The organism is Hoeflea sp. TYP-13 (assembly GCF_040932035.1).
Classification (GTDB): Bacteria; Pseudomonadota; Alphaproteobacteria; order Rhizobiales; family Rhizobiaceae; genus Hoeflea_A.
Genome location: NZ_JBFRBB010000004.1, coordinates 241,443 through 265,290, shown reverse-complemented (window position 1 = coordinate 265,290; position 23,848 = coordinate 241,443). Strand labels below are relative to the sequence as shown.

General features: G+C 57.8%; 18 protein-coding genes. 9 read left to right on the top strand and 9 right to left on the bottom strand.

What is annotated here, in order from left to right; translation table 11 throughout:
- Positions 1-85 precede the first annotated feature (85 nt).
- The 8 genes from ABVT35_RS21525 to ABVT35_RS21490 all read left to right on the top strand — a co-directional run bounded on the left by ABVT35_RS21525 (position 86) and on the right by ABVT35_RS21490 (position 12,855).
- Positions 86-742: a cytochrome c family protein gene (locus ABVT35_RS21525; protein ID WP_368469221.1), complete on the top strand. Its 657-nt coding sequence runs from the start codon at positions 86-88 to the stop codon at positions 740-742.
- Positions 743-980: 238 nt separating this feature from the next.
- A complete protein-coding gene (locus ABVT35_RS21520) occupies positions 981-2,789 on the top strand; it encodes an extracellular solute-binding protein (RefSeq protein WP_368469699.1) in 1,809 nt (602 codons plus the stop codon).
- Entirely contained in the window at positions 2,790-4,685 is a 1,896-nt protein-coding gene (locus ABVT35_RS21515) for an extracellular solute-binding protein (protein WP_368469219.1), read from the top strand.
- A 35-nt stretch (positions 4,686-4,720) separates the two neighbouring features.
- On the top strand, positions 4,721-5,818 hold the full coding sequence (locus ABVT35_RS21510; protein ID WP_368469218.1) for a microcin C ABC transporter permease YejB: 1,098 nt from the start codon (positions 4,721-4,723) through the stop codon (positions 5,816-5,818).
- Position 5,819: 1 nt separating this feature from the next.
- A complete protein-coding gene (locus ABVT35_RS21505) occupies positions 5,820-6,962 on the top strand; it encodes an ABC transporter permease (RefSeq protein WP_368469216.1) in 1,143 nt (380 codons plus the stop codon).
- Complete coding sequence (locus tag ABVT35_RS21500) at positions 6,959-8,587, top strand: ABC transporter ATP-binding protein (RefSeq protein ID WP_368469215.1); 1,629 nt, start codon at positions 6,959-6,961, stop codon at positions 8,585-8,587. Before ABVT35_RS21505 ends, ABVT35_RS21500 begins: the two co-directional genes overlap by 4 nt.
- Before the next feature lie 69 nt (positions 8,588-8,656).
- Positions 8,657-10,354, top strand: a complete 1,698-nt coding sequence (locus ABVT35_RS21495; RefSeq protein WP_368469214.1) for an adenylate/guanylate cyclase domain-containing protein — start codon at positions 8,657-8,659, stop codon at positions 10,352-10,354.
- A gap of 134 nt (positions 10,355-10,488) precedes the next feature.
- Positions 10,489-12,855: a fatty acid cis/trans isomerase gene (locus ABVT35_RS21490; protein ID WP_368469212.1), complete on the top strand. Its 2,367-nt coding sequence runs from the start codon at positions 10,489-10,491 to the stop codon at positions 12,853-12,855.
- A 19-nt stretch (positions 12,856-12,874) separates the two neighbouring features.
- On the opposite strand, the gene ABVT35_RS21485 is transcribed toward ABVT35_RS21490, so the two are convergent.
- From ABVT35_RS21485 to ABVT35_RS21475, 3 genes are all read right to left on the bottom strand, one after another.
- Positions 12,875-13,738 carry an NlpC/P60 family protein gene (locus ABVT35_RS21485; protein WP_368469210.1) on the bottom strand — a complete coding sequence of 288 codons (864 nt, stop codon included), beginning with the start codon at positions 13,736-13,738 and terminating at the stop codon, positions 12,875-12,877.
- Entirely contained in the window at positions 13,735-14,085 is a 351-nt protein-coding gene (locus ABVT35_RS21480; RefSeq protein WP_368469208.1) for a MarR family transcriptional regulator, read from the bottom strand. Before ABVT35_RS21480 ends, ABVT35_RS21485 begins: the two co-directional genes overlap by 4 nt.
- 90 nt (positions 14,086-14,175) lie before the next feature.
- Entirely contained in the window at positions 14,176-15,549 is a 1,374-nt protein-coding gene (locus tag ABVT35_RS21475) for a M17 family metallopeptidase (protein WP_368469207.1), read from the bottom strand.
- Positions 15,550-15,836: 287 nt separating this feature from the next.
- On the opposite strand from ABVT35_RS21475, the gene ABVT35_RS21470 reads away from it, so the two are divergent.
- A complete protein-coding gene (locus tag ABVT35_RS21470) occupies positions 15,837-16,541 on the top strand; it encodes a tetratricopeptide repeat protein (protein ID WP_368469698.1) in 705 nt (234 codons plus the stop codon).
- A 94-nt stretch (positions 16,542-16,635) separates the two neighbouring features.
- On the opposite strand, the gene ABVT35_RS21465 is transcribed toward ABVT35_RS21470, so the two are convergent.
- The 6 genes from ABVT35_RS21465 to ABVT35_RS21440 form a co-directional block, all read right to left on the bottom strand.
- On the bottom strand, positions 16,636-17,607 hold the full coding sequence (locus ABVT35_RS21465) for a type II secretion system F family protein (protein WP_368469205.1): 972 nt from the start codon (positions 17,605-17,607) through the stop codon (positions 16,636-16,638).
- 46 nt (positions 17,608-17,653) lie between these two features.
- Positions 17,654-18,664 (bottom strand): type II secretion system F family protein, encoded by a 1,011-nt coding sequence (locus ABVT35_RS21460; protein WP_368469204.1) that lies wholly within the window; start codon positions 18,662-18,664, stop codon positions 17,654-17,656.
- 40 nt (positions 18,665-18,704) lie between these two features.
- Complete coding sequence (locus tag ABVT35_RS21455; RefSeq protein ID WP_368469202.1) at positions 18,705-20,192, bottom strand: CpaF family protein; 1,488 nt, start codon at positions 20,190-20,192, stop codon at positions 18,705-18,707.
- A 34-nt stretch (positions 20,193-20,226) separates the two neighbouring features.
- Positions 20,227-21,438 carry a CtpF protein gene (locus ABVT35_RS21450; protein WP_368469697.1) on the bottom strand — a complete coding sequence of 404 codons (1,212 nt, stop codon included), beginning with the start codon at positions 21,436-21,438 and terminating at the stop codon, positions 20,227-20,229.
- Between the two features lie 122 nt (positions 21,439-21,560).
- On the bottom strand, positions 21,561-22,277 hold the full coding sequence (locus tag ABVT35_RS21445) for a CpaD family pilus assembly protein (protein ID WP_368469200.1): 717 nt from the start codon (positions 22,275-22,277) through the stop codon (positions 21,561-21,563).
- A gap of 20 nt (positions 22,278-22,297) precedes the next feature.
- Positions 22,298-23,833 (bottom strand): type II and III secretion system protein family protein, encoded by a 1,536-nt coding sequence (locus ABVT35_RS21440; RefSeq protein WP_368469198.1) that lies wholly within the window; start codon positions 23,831-23,833, stop codon positions 22,298-22,300.
- Positions 23,834-23,848: the final 15 nt, after the last annotated feature.

The window sequence follows — 23,848 nt, the reverse complement described above, 5'->3', positions numbered from 1 at the left end:
CGCCATGCAAAAGACATAGGTTCCGCGCGAAATCAAGACTGTGCCGGTTTCGGGGATGAACCGGTTGGACAAGGAGCCCGTGAGAATGAACTCCTCATATATCAACGCAGCGGTCGGTGCCTTTCTCGCCGTCGCCTTCGTTGTCATGACTGTTTCCATCGCGTCCGATGCCATTTTCAGTTCCGGTCACCCGGAAGCGGAAGGCTGGGCACTTGAAGCCGGCGAAGGCCTGCCCGGATCAGCCACCGCAGAAGCCTCCGGAGGAGGGATCGAACCGATTGCGCCGCTGCTGGCCAGTGCCAGCGTCGAAGGCGGACAGCGGGCTTTCCGCAAATGCCAGGCCTGCCACACGGTTGATGAGGGCGGTGCCAACAGGGTTGGTCCTAATCTGTGGGATATCGTCGACCGCCCGATCGCGGCTGCCGACGGCTTTGGCTACTCGACGGCCATGACGGACTATGCCGAAGGCGGAGAGAAGAAATGGGACTACGAGGACCTCAACGGTTTTCTCGCCGCGCCGAAGAAATTCATGAAGGGCACGGCGATGGGTTTTGCCGGTCTGAAGAAGGACACCGAGCGCGCCGATGTCATCGCCTATCTGCGTTCGCTGTCCAGCGAGCCGGCGCCGCTGCCGTCCGCTGATGCGCCTGCGGCTGCCGAGGAAACGGCAAGCGAAGAACCTGCAAGCGATGAAGCCGCCTCTTCCGAGGAAGAAAAGCCGGCCGAGACCGCGACCGAGTAGTTTCACGGAAATTTGTAATGCTGAAAGCCGGGCACCGCCCGGCTTTTTTGTTGTCTTTCGACCCTGCCGCCGCTTCCTGCCTGTTCTTTGTCACAATTTGCCCTATTGTGAACCGTGGGCGACGCGAGGAATTACATGCCCGTGCCGGTACTTTGCAAGGAACCGGACAATCAGGAGGTAGTTTGTGACGGTCCATACGCTGTTCAAACGCAAAGCACCCATTGTGGCACTCGCCGCATTGCTGACCGGAATTTTCACGTCTTTTTATCCAGATCCATCGGCTGCCGACGACAAAGTCTGGCGCAACGGCGCATCGCTGATCGGCGAGCCCAAATACCAGCCCGGTTTTGCCCGTTTCGATTATGTCAATCCGGATGCGCCCAGGGGCGGCCGTGTCAACGTCTCGGCAAACGGGTCTTTCGATTCACTCAACCCCATCCTTGCCAAGGGCGAAAAGGCGGAGGGGCTGGGCCTTGTCTTCGAAACGCTGATGACATCCTCCATGGATGAAATCTCGACGGAGTATGGCCTGATAGCTAAAAGCGTCAGCTATCCGGACGACTTTTCATCCGTCAGTTATCAGTTGCGACCGGAAGCGCGCTGGCATGACGGTGAACCGATTACCGCCGAGGACGTGATCTGGAGCTTCGAAAAGGCCGTCGAACTCGATCCGCAGCGGCAGTTCTACTACCAGCACGTGACGGGCGCTCAGAAGACCGGCGAAAACGAAGTCACATTCACATTCGACGAAAAGAACAATCGCGAGCTTCCGCAAATTATCGGACAGCTTCTGATCCTGCCAAAACACTGGTGGGAGGGCACGAACGCCAGCGGAGAACAGCGCTCCATTTCCGCTACGACACTGGAACTGCCCATGGGCTCCGGCCCCTATCGCATTGCCCGGGTTTCGCCAGGTTCAACAGTTCTTTTCGAACGGGTAGACGACTATTGGGGCAAGGATCTGCCGGTCAATATCGGCAGCAACAATTTCGACGAGATCAACTACAGCTACTTTGCCGACCGCAATGTCGAATTCGAAGCCTTCAAGGCCGGAGAGACCGACTTCTGGGTGGAAAACGCCGCGCGCCGCTGGGCTAAAGACTACACATTTCCCGCCATGAAGGACGGACGCGTCGTGCGCGAGGAGCTGGAAAATCCTTACCGCTCGTCGGGTATCATGGTCGGTTTCGTTCCCAACCTGCGCCGCGACAAGTTCAAGGATCCACTGGTTCGAAAGGCGCTCAACCTCGCCTTTGATTTCGAAGATCTGAACCGGACAATTTTTTTCAATCAGTATCAGCGCATCGACAGTTTCTTTTATGGAAGCGAACTGGCTTCAGGCGGCCCGCCCGAAGGCCGGGTGCTGGAAATCCTGGAATCGGTGCGCGACAAAATTCCGGCGGAAGTGTTTACGACACCTTACGTTAATCCCGTCGGCGGAAACCCGCAGAACCAGCGGGCCAATTTGCGCGAGGCGGTCAAGCTCTTCCGACAGGCAGGATATGAAATCCGCGGCGGCAAACTGGTCAATGCCAGCACCGGCCAGCCATTCACCTTTGAAATCCTTCTCAACGGACCGATCATTGAGCGTGTTGCCCTGCCCTATGTGGAGAATCTGAAGAAGATCGGCATTGATGCCACCGTCCGTTCCGTCGATCCGGCGCAATACGCCAACCGCGAAAGAAGCCGCGATTTCGACGTGATCTATACCGGCTGGGCGCAATCCCTTTCTCCCGGCAACGAACAGTTCGAATATTGGGGATCCGAGGCAGCCGACCGTGAGGGTTCCGCCAATTACGGGGGAATTTCCGACGAGGGTATCGATGCGCTCATAAAGATGATCGTTTTTGCAGACGACCGCGACGAGCTGATTGCGGCCACCAGGGCGCTCGACAGGGTCCTATTGGCGCATCAGTTTATTATTCCGAGCTATACGAGCCGCGTTGCCCGTGTCGCCTATTCCAGCCGGCTTGCCCATCCTGATCCGCTGCCGACCTATCAGATCGGTTTTCCGACGATCTGGTGGTCGAAAGACGCAAAACAATAGATGATAAAATCGAACTGTCGAACCGGACGATCCCACCTGACCCGGCGCGGCTTTGTTGCCGGCGCAGGAGCCGTTGCGGCGAGCCTCGCCATTCCGGCCCGCCTTGCCTTTGCCGGCGTCGAACCGGGCGTCAAACTGCATGGAATCTCGGCCTTCGGCGATTTGAAGTACGATCCCGGCTTCAAGCAGTTCGACTATGTCGATGCGAACGCGCCCAAGGGCGGTACCTTTTCGTTTCTGCCGCCCAACTGGTTCTACAATCAGAATGTCCAGACCTACAATACGCTCAACACGTTCATTCTTCGCGGCGACGCGCCGCCACGCATGGAGCTGTGCTTCGACCGGCTGATGGTGCGGGCGCTGGACGAACCGGACGCGCTCTATTGTCATCTGGCCGAGTGGGTGGAGTGTTCCGAAGACCGCAACACCTGGCGGTTCGGAATTCGGAGGCAAGCCCGGTTTCACGACGGCACGCCGGTGATTTCGAGGGATGTTGTCTTCAGCTATCTGACGCTGAAGGAGGAAGGCCACCCGAATCTTGCCACCTCTCTTCGTGATCTGATTGAGGCCGTCGCACTTGACGAACATACGGTCGAAATCCGGTTTTCGGGCGAGCAGTCGGCGCAGGCAATACTGGCGGCGGCCAATATCCCGATCCTTTCCAGCGTCTATTACGAGAGCCACGAATTTGATTCCGGCTCGCTTGATGTACCGCTTTCCTCGGGTCCGTACAGGCCGGGGCGGCTTGAACCGGGCGTTTTCATCGATTTCGACCGGGTGGAGGACTATTGGGGACGGGATTTGCCCACGGCTCGCGGCATCGACAATTTCGAGACGATCCGCATCGAGTTCTTTGCCGACCGGCAGGCCGGCTTCGAGGCCTTCAAGAAGGGCGATATCCTGTTTCGGGAGGAGTTCACCTCCAAGACCTGGGCAACGGAGTACAATTTTCCGTCGATTACCGACGGCCGGGTCGTCAAGACAACGTTTCCTGCCGAAAAACGCCCCATCATGCAAGCCTGGGCGATTAATCAGCGGCGCGGAAAATTCAGCGATATCCGTGTGCGCCAGGCGATCGATCTGTGCTTCGATTTCGAGTGGACGAACAACAAGATATTCTATGACGCCTATACACGTTCGCAGTCGCTGTTCGAACGGTCCGACTTCGTTGCCAGCGGGTTGCCCGACGGGGACGAGCTTGCATTGCTTGAACCGATCCGGGATCTGGTGCCGGAAGAAACGTTTGGCGAACCGGTGATGCAGCCGGTGTCGGACGGATCGGGACGCGACCGGCAGTTGCTGCGCAGGGCGCTGAAGCTGTTGACCGACGCCGGCTGGACGCGCGATGGAACCATGCTCAAAAAGGATGGCGAAACGCTTTCCCTTGAAGTTCTGATCCGCTCGCCGGTGTTCGAGCGGCTCCTGTCCGGTTTCGTGGAAAATATGCGGCGCCTGGGCATTGATGCCTCGATCCGGCTGGTCGATCCGGTTCAGTTCCAGGCGCGCACCACCGATTTTGATTTCGACATGGTGGGCATGGCGCTTTCCCTGACCGCGACACCGACGGCGGAGAGCCTGCAACCGCTCTTTTCTCCGCGCTACGCGACGATTCCGGGCTCGTACAATCTGCCGGGTGTAACGGCGCAGGTTTATGAACAGTTGCTCGACAATGTAGAAGAGGCTGAAAATCGGGAACAGCTGGTGACAGCCATGCGGGTTATCGACAGGGTCAACCGGGCACGTCTGGACTGGATACCCAACTGGTATTCGGCTAATCACAGAGTTGCCTACTGGGACATGTTCGGATTCGTGAATCCCAAACCCGATTACGATTGGCCGGTGGAGCGGCTCTGGTGGCTCGATCAGGAAAAGGCGAAGAAGATTGGTAAGGCCTAGAGCGAGACAATGAGCAGGCAGGAGAACCGGAACTAATGGGCGCCTATATCCTCAGGCGGCTGCTGTTGATGATCCCGACAATCGTCGGAATCCTGGGCTTCACGTTCCTTATCATCCAGTTCGCCCCGGGCGGTCCGGTCGAACAGGTCATCGCCGAGCTGACCGGCCAGGGGAACTCGGCAACCGAGCGCATATCGGGCGGCGGCGATTTCCAAAATCAGCCGACAGCGGGTGGCGAGGATTTTTCGTCCAAGTACCGCGGCGCACAGGGCCTCGACCCCGAATTTATCGCCAAGCTCGAAAAGCAGTTCGGTTTCGACAAGCCGCCGCTCGAGCGGTTCCTGCAGATGATGTGGAATTTTGTCCGCTTCGATTTCGGCGAGAGCTATTTCCGCGACGTCTCGGTGACCGATCTGATCATCGAGAAAATGCCGGTTTCGATCTCACTCGGCATCTGGATCATGCTGATTTCCTATATCATTTCGGTCCCGCTGGGCATCCGCAAGGCGGTTACCGACGGCTCCAGCTTCGATATCTGGACATCCGGCGTCATCATCGTTGCCTATGCGGTACCGGGGTTCCTGTTCGGCATATTGCTGATCATCGTTTTTGCCGGCGGCTCCTTCTTCGACTGGTTTCCGCTGCGCGGCCTCATTTCTGATAATTTCAGCGAGCTCTCCTGGTGGGAAAAGATCATCGACTATTTCTGGCACCTGGCCTTGCCGCTGATATCGCTGTCGCTTGCCGCCTTCGCGACGACGACGCTGCTGACCAAGAACTCGTTCATTGACGAAATCCGAAAGCAATATGTAACGACTGCCCGGGCGAAGGGCCTGACGGAGGGACAGGTGCTTTACGGTCATGTCTTCCGCAATGCGATGCTGATCATCATCGCCGGCTTTCCCGCGGCCTTCATCACGGCATTTTTCTCTGGCTCGCTGCTGATCGAAACGATCTTCTCGCTCGACGGTCTTGGACGCCTCGGTTACGAATCGGTTCTGAAACGCGACTATCCGGTCGTCTTCGGGACGCTTTTCATCTTCTCGCTCATGGGCCTGATCCTCAACCTGGTGTCCGATCTCATCTACACATGGGTCGATCCGCGCATCGATTTCGAACGGCGGGACGTGTGAGATGGAGCAGGCCGTAAAACCAGCCGAGGTCACCAGCGGACCGCCGACCGGCTTCTTCTCTCCGACCGCAAAACGGCGCTGGCGCAATTTCAAGGCCAACCGCCGGGGTTACTGGTCGTTCTGGATATTCCTGGTCATTTTCTTCCTCAGCCTGTTTGCCGAACTGATCGCCAATGACAAGCCGATCCTCGCCTCCTACAAGGGCGAATTGCTGGTTCCGGTCATGGTCGACTACCCAGAAGAGAAATTCGGCGGCTTTTTGGCGCGCACCGATTATCGCGATCCTTTCATCCGGGACGAAATCGAGGCAAATGGCTGGATGCTGTGGCCGCCTTTCCGCTATTCCTACCGGACCGCGAATTCCTATATTCCGACCTCGGCGCCGACGGCACCTTTTTGGACCATGTCCAAAGAGGAACGCTGTTCGGCCTATCCGAACGGCGTCGACGACCCGGACTGCATCATCGGCAATATGAACTGGCTCGGCACGGACGATCAGGCCCGCGACGTGATGGCGCGAATGATCTACGGTTTCCGCATTTCGGTGCTGTTCGGGCTGGCGCTGACGGCACTGTCGGCGCTTATCGGCGTATCGATGGGCGCGGTGCAGGGCTATTTCGGCGGCTGGACCGATCTGTTGTTGCAGCGCGTGCTGGAAATCTGGTCCTCCATGCCGGTGCTCTACATCCTGCTGATCATTGCAGCGATACTGCCGCCAGGCTTCTGGATCCTGCTTGGCATCATGCTGCTGTTTTCCTGGGTGGCCTTTGTCGGCGTCGTGCGCGCCGAGTTTCTGCGCGCACGCAATTTCGAATATGTGAACGCGGCGCGGGCGCTTGGTGTCGGAAACGCCACGATCATCTTCCGCCACCTCCTTCCCAATGCAATGGTCGCGACGCTGACCTTCCTGCCCTTCATCCTGTCGGGTTCTATCACCACGCTGACATCGCTTGATTTCCTCGGTTTCGGTCTGCCGCCGGGCTCGGCGTCCCTTGGAGAACTGATCGCGCAGGGCAAACGCAACCTGCAGGCGCCGTGGCTGGGCCTGACCGCGTTTTTCACCATTTCCATCATGCTGTCGCTGCTGATCTTTATCGGCGAGGCGACGCGCGATGCGTTCGACCCGAGAAAGACGTTCCAATGACCGGTCCGATGCTCTCAATCCGTGATCTGTCGGTGGTCTTCCGGCAGGGCAGTGATGAAACGCTGGCGGTCAACAGGGTGTCATTCGACATCAACCGCGGCGAGACGGTGGCTCTGGTCGGGGAATCGGGATCCGGCAAATCGGTCACCGCGCTCTCGGTCCTCAAATTGCTTCCCTATCCAGCGGCCAGTCATCCATCCGGGGTGGTCTTTTTCAAGGACCGGGACCTTCTGTCGGCAGATGATGCCGACCTTCGCGGGGTGCGCGGCAATGATGTGACGATGATCTTCCAGGAGCCGATGACCTCGCTCAATCCGCTGCACACGATCGAGCGGCAGATAGGCGAGATTCTCGGTCTGCATCAGGGCCTTTTTGATGCCGCCGCCCGCGAGCGCACGCTCGAACTCCTGAACCAGGTGGGCATTCGCGATCCGGAAAAACGGCTTTCCGCCTATCCGCACGAATTGTCCGGCGGACAGCGCCAGCGCGTGATGATCGCAATGGCGCTGGCTAACCGGCCGGAACTCCTTATCGCCGATGAGCCGACAACGGCGCTCGACGTCACCGTTCAGGCGCAGATCCTGGAGCTCCTCGGCAAGCTCAAGAGCGAGCACGGCATGTCAATGCTGTTCATCACCCACGATCTTGGCGTCGTGCGCAAGATTGCCGATCGCGTCTGTGTGATGACAAATGGAGAAATCGTCGAGACGGGTCCGACGAAGGACATCTTCGAAAACCCGCAGCACGATTATACAAAGCACCTTCTGGCGGCCGAACCCAGCGGCGAGCCGCCAAAACCGGACGACACGGCGCCGATCGTCATGGAAGGCAAGGACATCAAGGTCTGGTTCCCGATCAAGAAGGGTTTCCTGCGCCGCACCGCCGATTATGTGAAAGCGGTGGACGGTATAGACCTGACCTTACGTTCCGGTCAGACGCTCGGCATTGTCGGCGAATCGGGATCAGGCAAGACAACGCTCGGTCTTGCCCTGACACGGCTGATTTCCTCCAAGGGCCGGATCGGCTTTGTCGGCAAGGACATCGACAGCTATTCCTTCAAGGCAATGAAACCGCTGCGCAACCAGATGCAGGTGGTGTTTCAGGATCCGTTCGGTTCGCTGTCGCCGCGCATGTCGATTTCGGAGATTGTCTCGGAAGGCCTGCGCATCCATGAACCGGGATTGAGCCGCGACGAACGGGACCGCAAGGTTGCGAGCGCACTTGAGGAGGTCGGACTTGATCCTTCAACCCGCTGGCGTTATCCGCACGAGTTTTCCGGTGGCCAGCGCCAGCGCATAGCCATTGCCCGCGCGATGGTTCTGAACCCGCGCTTCGTCATGCTTGATGAGCCGACATCGGCACTCGACATGAGCGTTCAGGCGCAGGTGGTCGACCTTTTGCGCAAACTGCAGCGTGATCACGATCTCGCCTATCTCTTCATCAGCCACGATCTGAAGGTCGTGCGTGCGCTTGCCAACAATGTGATCGTCATGCGCTTCGGCAAGGTGGTTGAACAGGGCCCGGCCGAGCAGATTTTCGACAATCCGCAAAACGACTATACCAGGGCGCTGATGGCGGCGGCTTTCGACCTGGTGGCGACACCTGCCGGGGTTGTCAGCGATTGAGCGGAGCCAAATTCGGATATATATTGCAATTGCTTGGATGCACTGTCCGGTTGCTGTTAGATTATATCCATGTCCGATCAACCTTCACGCAGGCTTGCCGCAATCATGGCGGCCGACATAGTAGGCTATTCGCGGCTGATGTCCGAAGACGAGGCGCACACGCTTGCGCAACTCAGGACTTTTCGCAGCGAATTGCTTGAGCCGGCGGTGTTGGACCAGGGCGGCAGGATCATCAAGAACATGGGTGACGGCTGGCTGGCCGAATTCGGATCGGCTGCCGCTGCGGTCGCCTGCGCCACCGATATCCAAAACCGCCTGACACGAGACGGATCGATGCAGATCCGCATCGGTATACATATCGGCGATATCATACATGAGGATGCGGACATATTCGGCGACGGCGTGAACATCGCGGCCCGCCTGCAGCAGCTTGCCATACCAGGCGCGGTTCTTGTTTCAGGCGAAGTCCACAGGATCATCGACAGCAAGCTCGGAACCCTGTTCAAGGACCTTGGAACACATAAACTGAAGAATATTGCAGCAGATACGACGGTCTTCGGATGGGCTCCGGAGGCGGTGGATGGCCAATCCCTTTTGTCCGCAGAGCCACTGGGCAGAAAGCAGACCGGCGTTCCGGTGATCCTCATCGAGGAACTGCAAGTTTCGGGTTCGAAGAACGAAGCATCGGAATTGGCGGAAGAATTCCGCTACGAACTTTTGCTGATGCTGTCGCGCCGCATCGGAATCAAGGTCGTGGGCGAACGCAATGAACAGACGGCGCCCAAATACGTTCTGGGCGGGCGCTGCCGGGTTTCCGGCGACCGGGTAAGGCTCGATATCGTTATGTCGGCGGGTACCGGGGGCGGGAATATCTGGACCGAACGCTTTGAGGACAGCACGGATGCAAGCGATGACTTTGTCGAGCAGGTCGCAAGGCGCGCTGCCGGATATTTAAGGACGCACACAAACTATTTCGATGGCGCGGATGTCAGCGACTTGCCGGACAGCGAATTGTCCGTCGAAGAGTTGCTGTCCAAAGCCGCCTATCTCAACACCCACTGGAATCTTGAGAGCGTCGAACTTGCCCGCGCATCGCTGACCGCCGCAATAGAAAAATCCCCGGACAATCCGACCGCAACGGCCATGCTCACTCTCGGCCACATCAGCCCGATTTTTACGGGCCACGGCCGCCTTGCGGATGTTGATAAGGCAATGGTTATGGACCTCGCTAACCGGGCCGTCAGCCTTGGTCCCAATTCCGACTTTGTGTTCATGGCACGGGCGAACTGCCGGCTCTGGCTGCTTCGTGACTTTGAGGGCGCAAAATCCGATGCGGAAAGGTCTTTGAAGATCAACCCTGACTACCAGGATGCGCAGGTGATTTTGGCGCTGGTGCAGATATTTTCGGGCGAACCCAAAAGGGGAGCCGAGCGGTTGGTGGGCCTCATGGACCTGATGTCGGAAAGCATGCTTTTCCCTATTATTCTATTCACCATCGGCCTTGCCTATCTGCTGGCGGGTGAAAAGGACAAGGCCCTGGACTACGCCAGGGAAGGTTACGAACGTGCGCCATCACTGCCAAATAGCGGCATCGTATTTTCCGCGGCGGCGGCAGACGATCCGGATATTGCGGGCAGCAGTGGCTTCACGGACATGATTGACCGGCTGAACCTGAATTTGGCGCTGATCGACAACTTTCCGTTCTCCAGAAAAACCGACACCGAACTGCTGAACTCGCGTCTCAGAGCCGCAGGCGTTCCGCATTGAGCGTTTTGGGCTATCGCGGATTTCGGTTCCTTCATCCGATACATTGTTGACAGACGGCATTGTGCCGGGGCTAGATTTACACCATGGACACCGGCGCGAGAGGAACGAAGGGGCATGCCTGGCGGCTAAAGCGCATGGCAATTATTGCAGCCCTGTCGGTTCTGACAGCCTGCGGAGGCGAAGGCGACGAAGCCACAACGGATAACGGCGAATATCCGCTCATGCCGGCATTGAGCACAGCGGAACTTGCCGCATCGGATCGAAAATGGTCCATGGTCCGGGACGTTGTCGAAAGACGCTGCGTTGTGTGCCATGGCTGCTATGATGCGCCATGCCAGCTGAAGCTTTCTTCGCCCGACGGCCTGTTGCGCGGCGCCAGCAAACAACCGGTCTATGATCCTTCGAGGCTGAAGGATGCGCCACTTACCCGGCTCGGCATCGACGCCAAAACGGAAAAAGGCTGGCGCGGACTCGGATTCTTCCCGGTGGAGCGCAATCCAACCGTGCCGAATAGCAGTCCTTCCGCCATTTCCAGACTTCTGGATCTCGGTCGGTCCAATCCGCCGACTGCCGGCGCACCACTGCCGGAAGAAGCCGACCTCAATATTCACAGAAAGCTCAGCTGTCCGGTACCCGATGAGGTGGATGATTATGTTGCCGACCATCCGCATGGCGGCATGCCCTACGCCACTGCGGGCCTGCCCGATTCCGAATACGACCTCCTGTCGCGCTGGGCCGAGACCGGTGCGCCGCTGCCGGGCAAAATCCGTGAAATCCCTGCCACTGTTGCTGCGCAGATAAAGGAAATCGAAGCCTTCCTCAATGGAGGCGACAACCGTCGGAGACTGACTGCGCGCTATCTCTACGAACACCTGTTCCTTGCCCATCTGCATATCGAAGGGGACGATCAGCGGCATTTTTTCCGCCTGATCCGGTCAACGACGCCTTCGGGCGAGCCGGCGAATGAAATCGCAAGCCGGCGTCCCTTCGACGATCCCGGTAAAGCACCATTTTACTACCGAGTGGTATCAATTGACGGGACGATCCTTCACAAGGAGCACATGGTCTATGAGATCGGATCCGAGCGCCTGAAACGCTACAGGTCGCTGTTTCTCGCTGACGATTGGACCATTTCTGCTATGCCGCCCTATTCGGCTGCGGCGGGAGGCAATCCGTTCACCACATTCGCCGCACTGCCGCCCGCAGGCAGGTATCAGTTTCTGCTCGACGACGCGTTATACTTCGTGCGCAGCTTCATTCGCGGACCGGTCTGCTACGGGCAGGTTGCAGTCGATGTCATCGAAGACCGGTTCTGGGTTTCGTTTCTCGACCCGGAAGCAGATCTTTCCGTGACGGACAATTCCTACCTTGCGAAAGCGGCGCCGCTGCTTGAGTTGCCCGTTGCCCGGACCGACGGCGACCTTGAATCACGGTTGTCGAACTTCTTGTCTGAGGGTCCGGCCAAATATCTCAGATTCCGCGACCAGCACTATAAATCTGCGCCGTCCTACGCCAACGGTCCGGCCTATGATTTTGTCTGGGACGGCGACGGCAGCAACATCGACGCACGTCTGACGGTCTACCGTAACTTCGACAATGCTTCGGTCGTCACCGGGTTTGTCGGCGCCATACCCGAAACCGCCTGGGTGATCGACTACCCGCTGTTCGAACGCATCTATTATGACCTGGTTGCCGGATTCGATGTGTTCGGAAGTCTCGAACATCAGTTGACGACACGGCTCTATATGGACGGTCTAAGGCGCGAAGGAGAGACGATCTTCCTGTCTTTCTTGCCGCCGGATGTGCGAAAACCGCTCCATGACGAGTGGTATCGCGGCCCGCTTGCCTCGCTTGTTGACTGGCTGAAGGAGCAGCCGGTCGATACCAGCGCGCCGACGGGCGTCACCTACCTCACGGACACACCAAAGGCCGAGTTTCTTCAAAACCTGCTGACACGCGGCCCAAAACTGTGGCCGGTCCATGACCCGATCAATCGCTGCACCGGCGCCGAATGCGCTGAGAGCCAGTCGGCGGCGGGCCAGTTGCGGGTGCTTGCCGACCGCAAGGGTCCCTGGGTTAAATTTCTTCCCGACATCGCCTTGCTGCTGGTTGAAACGTCAGCCGCCGGACCAGAGATCTTCACGCTGGTGCATGACAAGGCACACAGCAATGTCGCGTTCCTGTTCAGAGAGGAGAACCGGCGGGAGCCGGAAGACGACCGGCTGACAATTGTCCCGGGCCAGTTAGCAAGCTATCCGAATCTCTACTTCAAAGTTGAGGAGCCAAGCCTGCCGGCCTTCGTGACAGATATACAGAATATCACCAGCCAGGCTGACTACATGGCCTTTGTTCAGTCCTATGGCGTGCGGCGCAGCAGTGCCGATTTCTGGGCAAGCGTCGATATCGTGCAATCGGCTCTGCAAAATCAAAACCGGATAGAGGCCGGGCTGCTTGATCTCAATCGCTACAAGGACCCGAAGGAAGACGACACAATCGAATGAGCCCGACGCATCCGGCGTCTCAGGGTTTTCTCACGCTGGTCGGTGAGCCGTAAAGACGCTCGATACGCTCAATCGCCTGGTACAGGGGCTCGCGTACGACCTGCATGGTGTGACCGCTGGCATGAAGGGCCGTTTGCGGTTCTTCCACGATCGCCACATGACCCTTCCAGAACACGAGATCGCCTCTCTCCAGATTGGCGTATTTTGCATCCGGCTCGATCGGCTCGCCAAGACCCGCCTCCTGCATATAGGTGTCGCGCGGCACGTTGTGCCCGCACAATTCCATGCAAAGCTGCACCAGCCCGGAGCAATCGACACCGAAACCGGAGCGCCCGCCCCACAGATAGGGCGTTTGGAGGAATGCGGCAGCGACGTCGACATAATCCAGGAAACGGTGTGTTATCGGCGCCACGTGGCGGGCAATGACGGCGGTTCCGTCTTCAAGCAGCAAATATTCCGTGCCCCTGGTTGTCTGCGAACCCGTGAGCGCGAGACGACTTCCGATAGAACAGGCAAGGCGCACTGGACTGCGCAGATCTGAAGAAGAATAGATGAACGTACGCGGCACAGTAACAATATGAGTCGCAGGCGCCTGCACGTCACCAAGACCGTCCGATCTTGCATAGCCGACATAATTATCTGCCTCGAGCTGAATCCAGCTCCAGCCGCTGTCTTCGTCGAATACGGTCACCGTCTCACCCAGCAGCGCCTGTGTATCGACACCGGCCTTGTCGTTTGGCCCGTCGCGCAAATCCAGAACGGGCGTCACCACCTGACGCCGGCGGCCGGTCACGTAGCGCTTTGCCTCCACCTGCCCTTTCAGGGCCGCATCGGCGAGATCGGGTCGATAGGCATTGAGCTTCTTGTCGAGTGCGCCGGTCACAGCGAGAGCTCCCTGCCTTCATCGATGATGATGTCGCCGAGTTTTTCAAGGTAGAGCGCGCCGTCGACGGTGCGCTGGATGATGACGTTCCGCCGGTCGCGCTCGTCGCGCGAGCGGCGAACCAGACCCATCGTACCCATGGAATCGAGCGCACGGGTGATTACCGGCTTGGTGACACCGAGGGTCGTGGCAAGGCCGCGCACCGTGTGCGGCGGCGGCACAAGATAGATGTGCAACAGAATGCTAAGCTGGCGAAGCGTCAGATCCGGCGCGTCGGACTGCACAAGCCTCAAGGTCGCGCTGTGCCAGAGATGCAGTGCCTGTGATGGGCTTAATGAAACACTCATGCCTGCCTGCCGTGGTCTGCAAATCAACGATTGTTTCGCTACCGTATCATTATCGGCAAGACAGGTCAAAACTGACAGCTCGGTGAGGCGTTAACCCGGATAACGCCGACAGAGAAGATGATACAATGCACGGATCGCCTGTGCTTCGCCGCCGACCGGCGCTTGCGGTTTTTCCTTCGGGTTCCACGCAAAAATATCAAAATGAGCCCAGTCCGCAGCCTTTTCCACAAACCGGCCCAAAAACAGAGCGGCAATGATCGACCCGGCCATACCACCGGCCGGCGCATTGTTGAGATCGGCCACCGAAGAAGAAAGATTTCGGTCATAGGGCCCATAAAGTGGCATGCGCCAGACCGGATCAAATGACTGCTCGGCGGCCTCGTCCAGCGAAGCCGCAAATGTGTCGCTGCGGCAATAATAGGGCGGCAGGTCCGGTCCCAGAGCAACGCGGGCAGCGCCCGTCAGCGTGGCCATGTCGATCATCAGCTCCGGCTCCTCCTCGTCTCCCAGACAAAGAGCATCGGCAAGTACCAGCCGTCCTTCAGCGTCTGTATTGCCGATTTCGACAGTCAAACCCTTGCGGCTGGTCAGAATGTCACCCGGACGGAAGGCATTGCCGGCTATGGCGTTTTCGACGGCCGGAATCAGCACTCGCAGGCGAACGGGCAATCCGGCGCCCATGATCATGGAGGCAAGGCCGAGAACATTTGCCGCGCCGCCCATGTCCTTTTTCATGAGAAGCATGCCGGCGGCCGGCTTGATGTCGAGACCGCCGGTATCAAAACAGACGCCCTTGCCGACCAGGGTGACTTTTGGCGCATCACCCCGGCCCCATCGAAGGTCCAGCAGGCGCGGTGCGGAGACGCTTGCCCGGCCGACAGCGTGGATCAGGGGGAAGTTCTGCTCAAGCAACGCATCGCCTTCGATTGTGGAAACGGCGGCGCCGTGGGCCTCGGCAAGACTTCGCAAGCTGAGTTCCAGCTCTGCCGGGCCCATGTCGTTTACCGGCGTGTTAACAAGGTCGCGCGCCAGGAAACAACCGGTGATGATCCGCTCCAGTTCCACTTGTGCGTCGGGTTCCGGACAGACCAGCTTCGCCGCTGCCGCCTCGCGCTTTTTATATTTGTCGAAACGGTAGGATCCGAGCCCGAAACCCAGCGCAGTTTCCCGCGCATGGTCCCGCGCGTTTTCCAGATACCAGCTTCCTGCGGGTAGTTTTTTTGCCAGGGTCCCGGCAAGCAACGGCCGATCCGCCAGGCCGGCACCTATGCCGAACAGGGCGCCGGCAAGCGTGCCGTCCGGTCCCGGCAGAAGCTGAACCTCACCGGACGACGCGGCAAATCCCGACTGGCTGATCCAGCTCTCGAGCAGCGGGTCGATACCGCCGGTTTCGAGATCGCTTTTGCTGATCATGTAGACAGGCCGCGCATCGTCGGTCATTTCGGCAAAACAGGTGAGCGTCATGATGTCCTCGTATTACATCCGTTAACCATCCGTTAGGGTTAACAGAATATTGATAAAGAGGGGGCGGTTCATCTGAAGCTAAAACATTCTGAAGCGCAGTGAAATCACCCAACTGAAAGAATGTTTGCGGTTGCCGGACTGCATCGCGGCCGCTCAAATGGAAGGGAAACGGGGTCGTCATTATGGGCAGCACTGAATTGAAGTTCTCGCACACATTGCAGCTTTCAAGAACCGTGTGCGCATTTGCCCTTATCGCGGCCCTTGCCGGCTGCGCCAATGTGAGCAAGATGAAAACCGGCTCCATTTCGACCGGGAACAAGCCCATTTCGCAAATGAATTCCTCGGAGCTTCTGCGCGTCGAGGGCAGATATGCATCGGCTTACAAGTCCAATCCGCAGGACAAGGCCGTCGGCATCAATTATGCGACGCTGCTGCGGATGACGGGACGCAACGATCAAGCCCTTGCCGTGATGCAGCAGGTTGCCATCCATCACCCCACCGACCGCGATGTCCTTGCCAGCTATGGCAAGGCGCAGGCCTCGGCCGGCCAACTTGACCAGGCACTCAGCACGATACGCAGAGCTCAGACGCCAGACCAGCCGGACTGGCGACTCATGTCTGCGGAAGGCGCAGTACTGGATCAGCTCGGCAAGTCCAACGAAGCGCGCAGCAAGTACCGCCGGGCGCTCGACCTTATGCCTGGCGAGCCATCGGTCCTTTCCAACCTCGGCATGTCCTATGTTTTGAGCGGCGATCTTCCGACCGCTGAAAACTATCTGACGAAGGCAGTGCAGGCGCCCGGAGCCGATAGCCGGGTGCGGCAGAACCTGGCGCTGGTTGTCGGTCTTCAGGGGCGTTTTGCCGAAGCCGAGCAGATTGCCAAGGCAGAATTGTCCCGCGACCAGGCGCAAGCAAATGTCGCCTATCTTCGCACCATGCTTTCCCAGCAGAACGCCTGGGCCAAACTCAGCGACAAGAAGAACACCAACTGAGCAGACAAACAGCTAAAACCAAAAAAACGCCCGGCACATGTGCCGGGCGTTTTTGCATTCGTGTTCTTTTGTAATCCAGGCGTTTCGGCAGCCCTCAGAGCGTATCCATGACCGTCATCATGGCCGGGCCAAGGATCACACCGAAAATCACCGGAAGGAAGAACAGGATCATCGGAACAGTGAGTTTCGGCGGCAGTGCTGCGGCCTTCTTTTCGGCCTCGGTCATGCGCATATCACGGCTTTCCTGGGCCAGCACCCTGAGGGCCTGAGCAATGGGTGTGCCATAACGTTCTGCCTGTATCAGCGCCTGACAGACCGATTTCACCGCTTCCAGACCCGTGCGTTCGCCCAGATTCTCAAAGCCCTTGCGGCGTTCATCGAGATAAGAAAGTTCAGCCGTTGTCAGCACAAGCTCTTCAGCAAGTGCCGCTGACTGCGTGGCCACTTCATCGGCCACCCGCTTGAAAGCGGCCTCAATCGATATGCCCGATTCCACGCAGATCAGCAGGAGGTCCAGAGCATCGGGCCATGCGTTGCGGATCGATTTCTGCCGCTTGCTGGTCCGGTTGGAGACATAGATGTTCGGCGCAAAGAACCCGATATAGGCCGCAGCAATAACTCCGACAACGCGTATCGCTATAGGCTGGTCGGCAAATCCTCCGAGCCAGAACACATAAAAAACAGCACCGGCAAAGAACAGGAACGGCAGGGTGAACCGTGCGAAAAGAAACATGTTGAGCGCGTTTTGGGTTCGAAAACCCGCTGTTCGCATCTTCTTTTCTGTATTTTTATCGACCAGAGCCTCGCGCAAGTTCAGTTTTTCGACGAGTTGCCTGATAGATGTGTTGTTTTCGTGCCTCAGGGTGCCACGGGAATTGGCTTCCGCCTTCAACCTGGCACGCTCACGCGCGCGTATTTCGTCACGCTCGACAGCCACCGCCTTCATGCGCGATTTGAGATCGCCACGCTCGAACATCGGCATGAAAATCGTGAACATCGTTGCAAAGACCGCGATACCAACGAGAACCGCTGAAACGAATGTTGGATCTGTCAGTGTCTTGATCATGGCGGGCTAGCTCTTTCGGTCGTCGCACACTAATGAAATAAGCGGCTCAAATGTCGAAATTGATCATGTTGCGCATGACGAGGATACCCATCGTCATCCACACACAGGACGCTCCGAGGATCAGGTGTCCCCGCGGATCGGTGAACAGCGGCATGATGTAGCCGGGCGTCGTCAGATACACCATCAGGATGATGACAAAAGGCAGCGAACCGATGATTGCGGCCGATGCCTTTGCTTCCATGGAAAGCGCATTGACCTTCGCCCTCATTTTCTTGCGGTCACGCAGCACCCGCGACAGATTGGCCAGTGCCTCTGAAAGGTTACCGCCTGCCTGCGCCTGAATTGTAATGACAATCGCAAAAAAGTTGGTTTCGGGCAGCGGTATGTTTTCATGCAGCCTGCCACAGGCCTCAGGTATGGTCATGCCCAGTTGCTGGGCCTCGACAACCTTCTTGAATTCGCTGCGCAAGGGCTCCTGCGCTTCGCTGGCGATCAGTCTCAACGCATCGTTGACAGGCAGACCCGAGCGGATCGAGCGCACCATCACGTCGAGGGCGTTGGGAAACTCGGCAATGAAGGCCTTGAAGCGTTTTGCCCGCTTAAAGCCGACAATCCAGCGCGGCACGCCAAGGCCGCCAACGACAATCATTCCAAGTGCCAGAAAAAGCGGCGCGCCCAGCATGAAGGTGAACAATCCGAACAGGATGCCAAATATGCAGCTGGCAACGTTGAACTGGAGAACGGAGATGTTCCATCCGGTCTGCTGCAACGCCACCTTCAGCGGCGGGGAACTGTAATTGGTTTTCTTTTTCTGTTTTTCTTCAAGATCCTTCAGCGACTCCTGAACGGACCTGCGCCGCTTGGCCGCCTCATGGTCACGGTCACGCGCGAGCTTTACGGCACCGCCATCGGTTTCGGCAAGTTGCACCTGCTTGAAGCGCTTGTCGGCCTTGTTCTGGGTTTCTATCGTCGGAAATAAAACGGCATAAGCCACTCCACCGGCAGCAATAGCCGCCAGTGCGATGATCAGCAGGACCGTTGCATCAATTCCGAACATCTGAACTACCCTTTCCTAGCGGCACGCACTGCTTCCCGGGCTATCCGCCCGACTGTTCCATAGTGTCGATTGCTTCGGCCAACCGGCGCTCCTCACCGAAATAGCGGGCCCGCTCCCAAAACTGCGGCCGGCCGATACCGGTTGAGCAATGACGCCCCAGAATGTTCCCGTTGGCGTCCTCACCTTCGAGATCAAACGTCATGAGATCCTGGGTAATGATGACGTCACCTTCCATTCCGGTGACCTCTGTAATATGGGTGATCCGCCTTGAACCGTCTCGCAGGCGCGCCGCCTGGACGATTATGTCGACAGAGCCGGCGATGATTTCGCGAACCGTCTTGGCCGGCAAGGAATAGCCACCCATGGCGATCATCGATTCAATTCGGCTGAGACACTCTCGTGGCGAGTTGGAGTGTATCGTTCCCATCGAGCCATCGTGGCCGGTGTTCATCGCCTGCAGAAGGTCAAACACCTCAGGTCCGCGCACCTCGCCGACGATGATGCGTTCAGGGCGCATACGCAGACAGTTCTTGACGAGATCGCGCATCGTCACCTCGCCTTCGCCCTCAATATTGGGCGGACGGGTTTCAAGCCGTACCACATGAGGCTGTTGCAGCTGCAGTTCAGCCGAGTCTTCGCAGGTGATAATGCGTTCGGTTTCGTCAATATAGCGGGTCAGACAGTTCAAGAGGGTCGTCTTGCCGGAACCCGTTCCGCCCGATATCACGACGTTACAGCGAACGCGCCCGATAATCTGCAGAATGGTCGCGCCGGGCGGCGTAATCGAACCGTAACTGACGAGCTGATCGAGTGTCAGCTTGTCCTTCTTGAACTTACGAATGGTGAGCGTGGTGCCGTCAATCGCGAGGGGCGGCGCGATAACGTTGACACGGGAGCCGTCCGGCAGTCGCGCATCACATATCGGGCTTGATTCATCGACGCGGCGACCCACCTGGCTCACGATGCGCTGACAGATCGACAGGAGCTGGCTTTCGTCGCGGAACCGAATATCGGATTCTTCAACCTTGCCGTCGACTTCGATATAGCTGTGCCCGGATCCGTTGATCATGATGTCGGCAATATCGTCCCGGGCAAGAAGAGGCTCGAGCGGACCATAGCCGAGAACGTCGTTACAAATGTCCTCCAGCAGCTCTTCCTGCTCGGAGATCGACATCGCAAAATTCTTGATCGTGATAATGTCGTTGACAATATCGCGAATTTCCTCGCGTGCGCTTTCATTGTCCAGCTTGGAAAGCTGTGACAGATCGATTGTGTCGATCAGCGCTGAAAAAACCTGGGACTTGGTGGTGTAGTAGCCATCCGATTTTTTGGAAGCGCGGCGTTTCTTTTCCGGCCGCTCTCCACCCGGCGCAATCGGCGTGTTGCCCGTCATCGGCATGTCTTCAGGAGCCGGCGATTTTGCTTCGCTCGGCTTTCCTTCCGGTTCCAATTCAGGCGCGAGGGGCGGTGTGCGGACCATTGTGTCCTCCACCTTCCCAAATCCGTCTTTTCCGCGTCTGCCAAACATATACTACCCCTGAAACTTTTGGATTTTCGTCCGCCTATTTGCGCGCCAGCAGGGATCGCAGGCCGGTCAGGCCGGATTTCTTCTGGCTCTTGACCTCAGCACGGCCCGTTAAAATGTGGGCGAGCTGTGAAAATGTCTCCGCAATCGGTGCCTTGGCATCCGTCTCGGCGATCATGCGGCCGCTGTTCGACGCCGTGCCGAAAAGCTGCGCGTCAAACGGGATGATTGATGTGGCGTCCAGCGCCAATGGCTCGCAGAAATCGTTGATTGAGATTTCCGGACGCTTCGGCATGCCGACCTGATTTAGAATCAGACGCGGTGACTTGTCGTTCGGCCGCAGCTTGGCCAACGTATCGACGAGGTTTTTCGTGTTGCGCAGATTCGGCAGATCGGGTGTTGCGACCACCACGACATCGTCAACCTCGCTCAATACGGACTTCGTCCAGTTGGTCCACATATGCGGAACATCAAGGACGGTGACCGGCGCCGTGCGCTGCACGACCTCAAGAACCGGCTCGAAACTTGCGCCACTGAAATCATAGGTGCGGTCCAGCATGGAAGGCGCCGCAAGCATGGAAAGGTGCGAAGCACATTTCGAAAGCAGGCGCTCCAGAAAGACGTCATCGAGCCGTTCAGGCGCAAACACCGCTTCGGCTATACCCTGCGGCGGATCCTGATCAAAGTTGATATTGGCCGTTCCAAATGCCAGGTCCAGGTCGGCCAGAATGACTTCCGTGTCAAACAGGCTCGAAATGCCCCAGGCACAGTTATGCGCGATGGTGGAGGATCCGACGCCTCCCTTGGCCCCGACAAACGCAATCGTGCGCCCAAGCGGCTCTGCATCGGGATCGACAAAAATGGAAGCGATGGCGTTTATGAGATCGGCGAGGCTGACAGGGCCGACGAGGTATTCGGAAATACCGCGGCGAACCAGCTCACGGTAAAGATGAACATCATTGTCATAGCCAATGACGATCACCTTCGTCGTCGGGTCACACACTTCTGCAAGATCGGCGAGATGATTCAGCAGATCATCGGAGGAGCCGGAGTTTTCAAGGATAATGAGGTTGGGTGTCGGCGAGGAAGCGTACATCGTACAGGCTGCCTCAATGCCGCCACTGACCGTGCGCAAATGGGTGCGCGCCATGCGCCTGTCCTCGGAGCAACTGCTGATTATCTGCGACAAGCCATCCGATTCGCAAAATGCCTGTATCGATATGCGCGGCAACGGGCGCAAATTGTCCATTGCGGCTTCATCATCGCGTGTGTCAATCAGGCTGTGATCGACACTGGAATTTTCTGCAACCTCACTCATTTCGTCATCCTGCCTTGCGTTCTTTCAAACCCAGTTGCATGCTCGCGGCACGCTTAGTTGCTGCTGGTGGCGTACGAACCGTTTTTCCGGTAGTTCTCGATCACAACATCCCGGCGCTGTGCGTCGATCGGTGTCATGCCCCGCGGCGCCAAAAGGTCGGACGGATTGGCGATCTGCGCAGCCAGATTGTTTTGCGTCGCACAACCGAAATTCTCATAGTGCTTGTTTTCCAGCGTGTTGTAGACGAGGTCCTCGGGCCACTTGCCGCATTGCGCGGTGTGAGCGCCGATGGCCTTAAAACTCAACCGGATCGGCGCTGCGTCATTCTGAGCAGCGGCCTGATAGGAAACAATCCTTATGCGACGGGCCGGAATTCCCTCCTGGGTTATGATCTTCTTGATCTGTCCGGCTATGCGCGATGCGGCAGCTGTATTCGGTGAGCCGACCGGGGTCATGATTTGCATGGTACCGGACGAATTTTCCCGATACTCCGCGGCAAATCCCTGGACGATACTCTTCCTGCCATAGTTGAGCTGCTTTTCACCACTGGCGATCGGCACATCCACCGTATATTCCTTCTCGGAAATCATGATCGGGTGATTGGTCCGATAATCGTCCGGTATTGCGCCGACCTCGATGTCGTGGACATTGGCGCAGCCCGCCAGCAATGCGCCGGTCGCGATTATAGCGGCCCGGAACGCAAAGCCCGGTTTGCGGTTGCGGGGCTGGCCTGTTTTCTGTTTTCCAGAGACGGTAACCATGTACGTCATAACGTTGCTCCAACCCATCATCACTTGTAGATAAACCCGACAACGCCGTGGTAGCGGCCTTTGGGTAACTGCGTTTCCATCTGGCCGTAAACCCGATTGACACGACCAAGGAAATTCGCTGCGCCATCACTGGCGGCGTTGAAGTTGTCATCCGGCCTGTTGAGCTTGTTGCGCGCAACCGGACGCACCAGATAGGGCGTGGCTATGATGACCAACTCGGTTTCGTTGCGGACGAAATCGCGGCTGCGGAAGAGCGTGCCGAGAACAGGCACTTTTGCCAGCCCCGGGAAGCCACCCATAACCTGACGGATATCGTCTCGGACAAGGCCGGCAATGACAATCGATCCACCGGACGGCAGTTCGACAGCAGTATCAGCCTCGCGCTTGCGTATGCCATTTGCCGTTATGCCACCGAGACCCTGGGATCCGCTGAGGGTAACGCTGCCCTCAAAGGTCGGCTCGGAAACCTCTGTTTTGACCCGCAGACTGATCCTGCCGGCTGACAAAACGACGGGAGTGAAATTAAGGCGGATACCCCACGTCTTCTCATCGTACTCATAGGTGATCGTGTTGTTGGTGGAATCGACTGACTGGCCAACAACAAGCTGGAAGTCGCCGCCAACGAAGAATGTTGCGGCCTCGCCGGAGATCGCCGTCAGTGTGGGTTCAGCCAGAGTTTTCATCACCCCGGCCTGTTCCATTGCCCGGACATAGGCATCTATGCTGACGGATCCGGCGCTTCCGGAAAATACTCCGGCGGAATTGCTCAGTGACTTTCCAAGACCGACCGGATTGATCGAGTTGAAAACAGCGCTGCCATTGTTGCTGAATGTCGTGTTGAAACCGAGCTGTTTCAGGACCTGCCTGCTGACTTCAGCAACTGTAACCTTCAGCGTTACCTGGTCTTCGCCCTCGATATCAAGGAGGTTGACGATCTGTGAAACCTGCCGATCCTCGGCGAAGATTGCGGCGTCGCCGCCATCGCCCACGGCGGTGATATTGCGTGTCGTCGCCTCACCGCCTTTGAGGAAAATACCGGCAATCTGATTGGCACGGGCGGCATCCTGCGGCGTGCGAACGGTGCCCGTCAGAACGATGTTGTCGCTGATGATTTCGACCTTGATGTCGGAATCGGGAATGAAGCGGGCAAGCTGCCGTTCAAGGCCGGTGATGTCACGCTCGACGGCGAGGTTCAGGCTGACAACCGGTTTTCCGTTCCTGCCGAACACAAAGATATTGGTCTGGCCAACCGCCTTGCCGAAGAGATAAATCCGGCGCGCCGACCGAGTCACCGCATCGGCAACGGAGGGATCGGCAACCAGAATATCATGGGCATCGTCCGGCAGGTCGATAACAACTGCCTTGTTCAGGCCGAGTTTGACGTCCTTGACGTTTGAAGCGCCCGTTGTGCGAACCTTGATCGTTTGCGGATTGGCTTCGGCGACACCGGCCATCGGCACGACCGACAATATGGCGGTGGCCGCTAGAGCCGCCCCGGCTGTCAGTGTCCGGCGACCAAAAATCGATGCATGAGCTGAATTTTGTGTTCTATGCACTGTTCTATCCCCGGT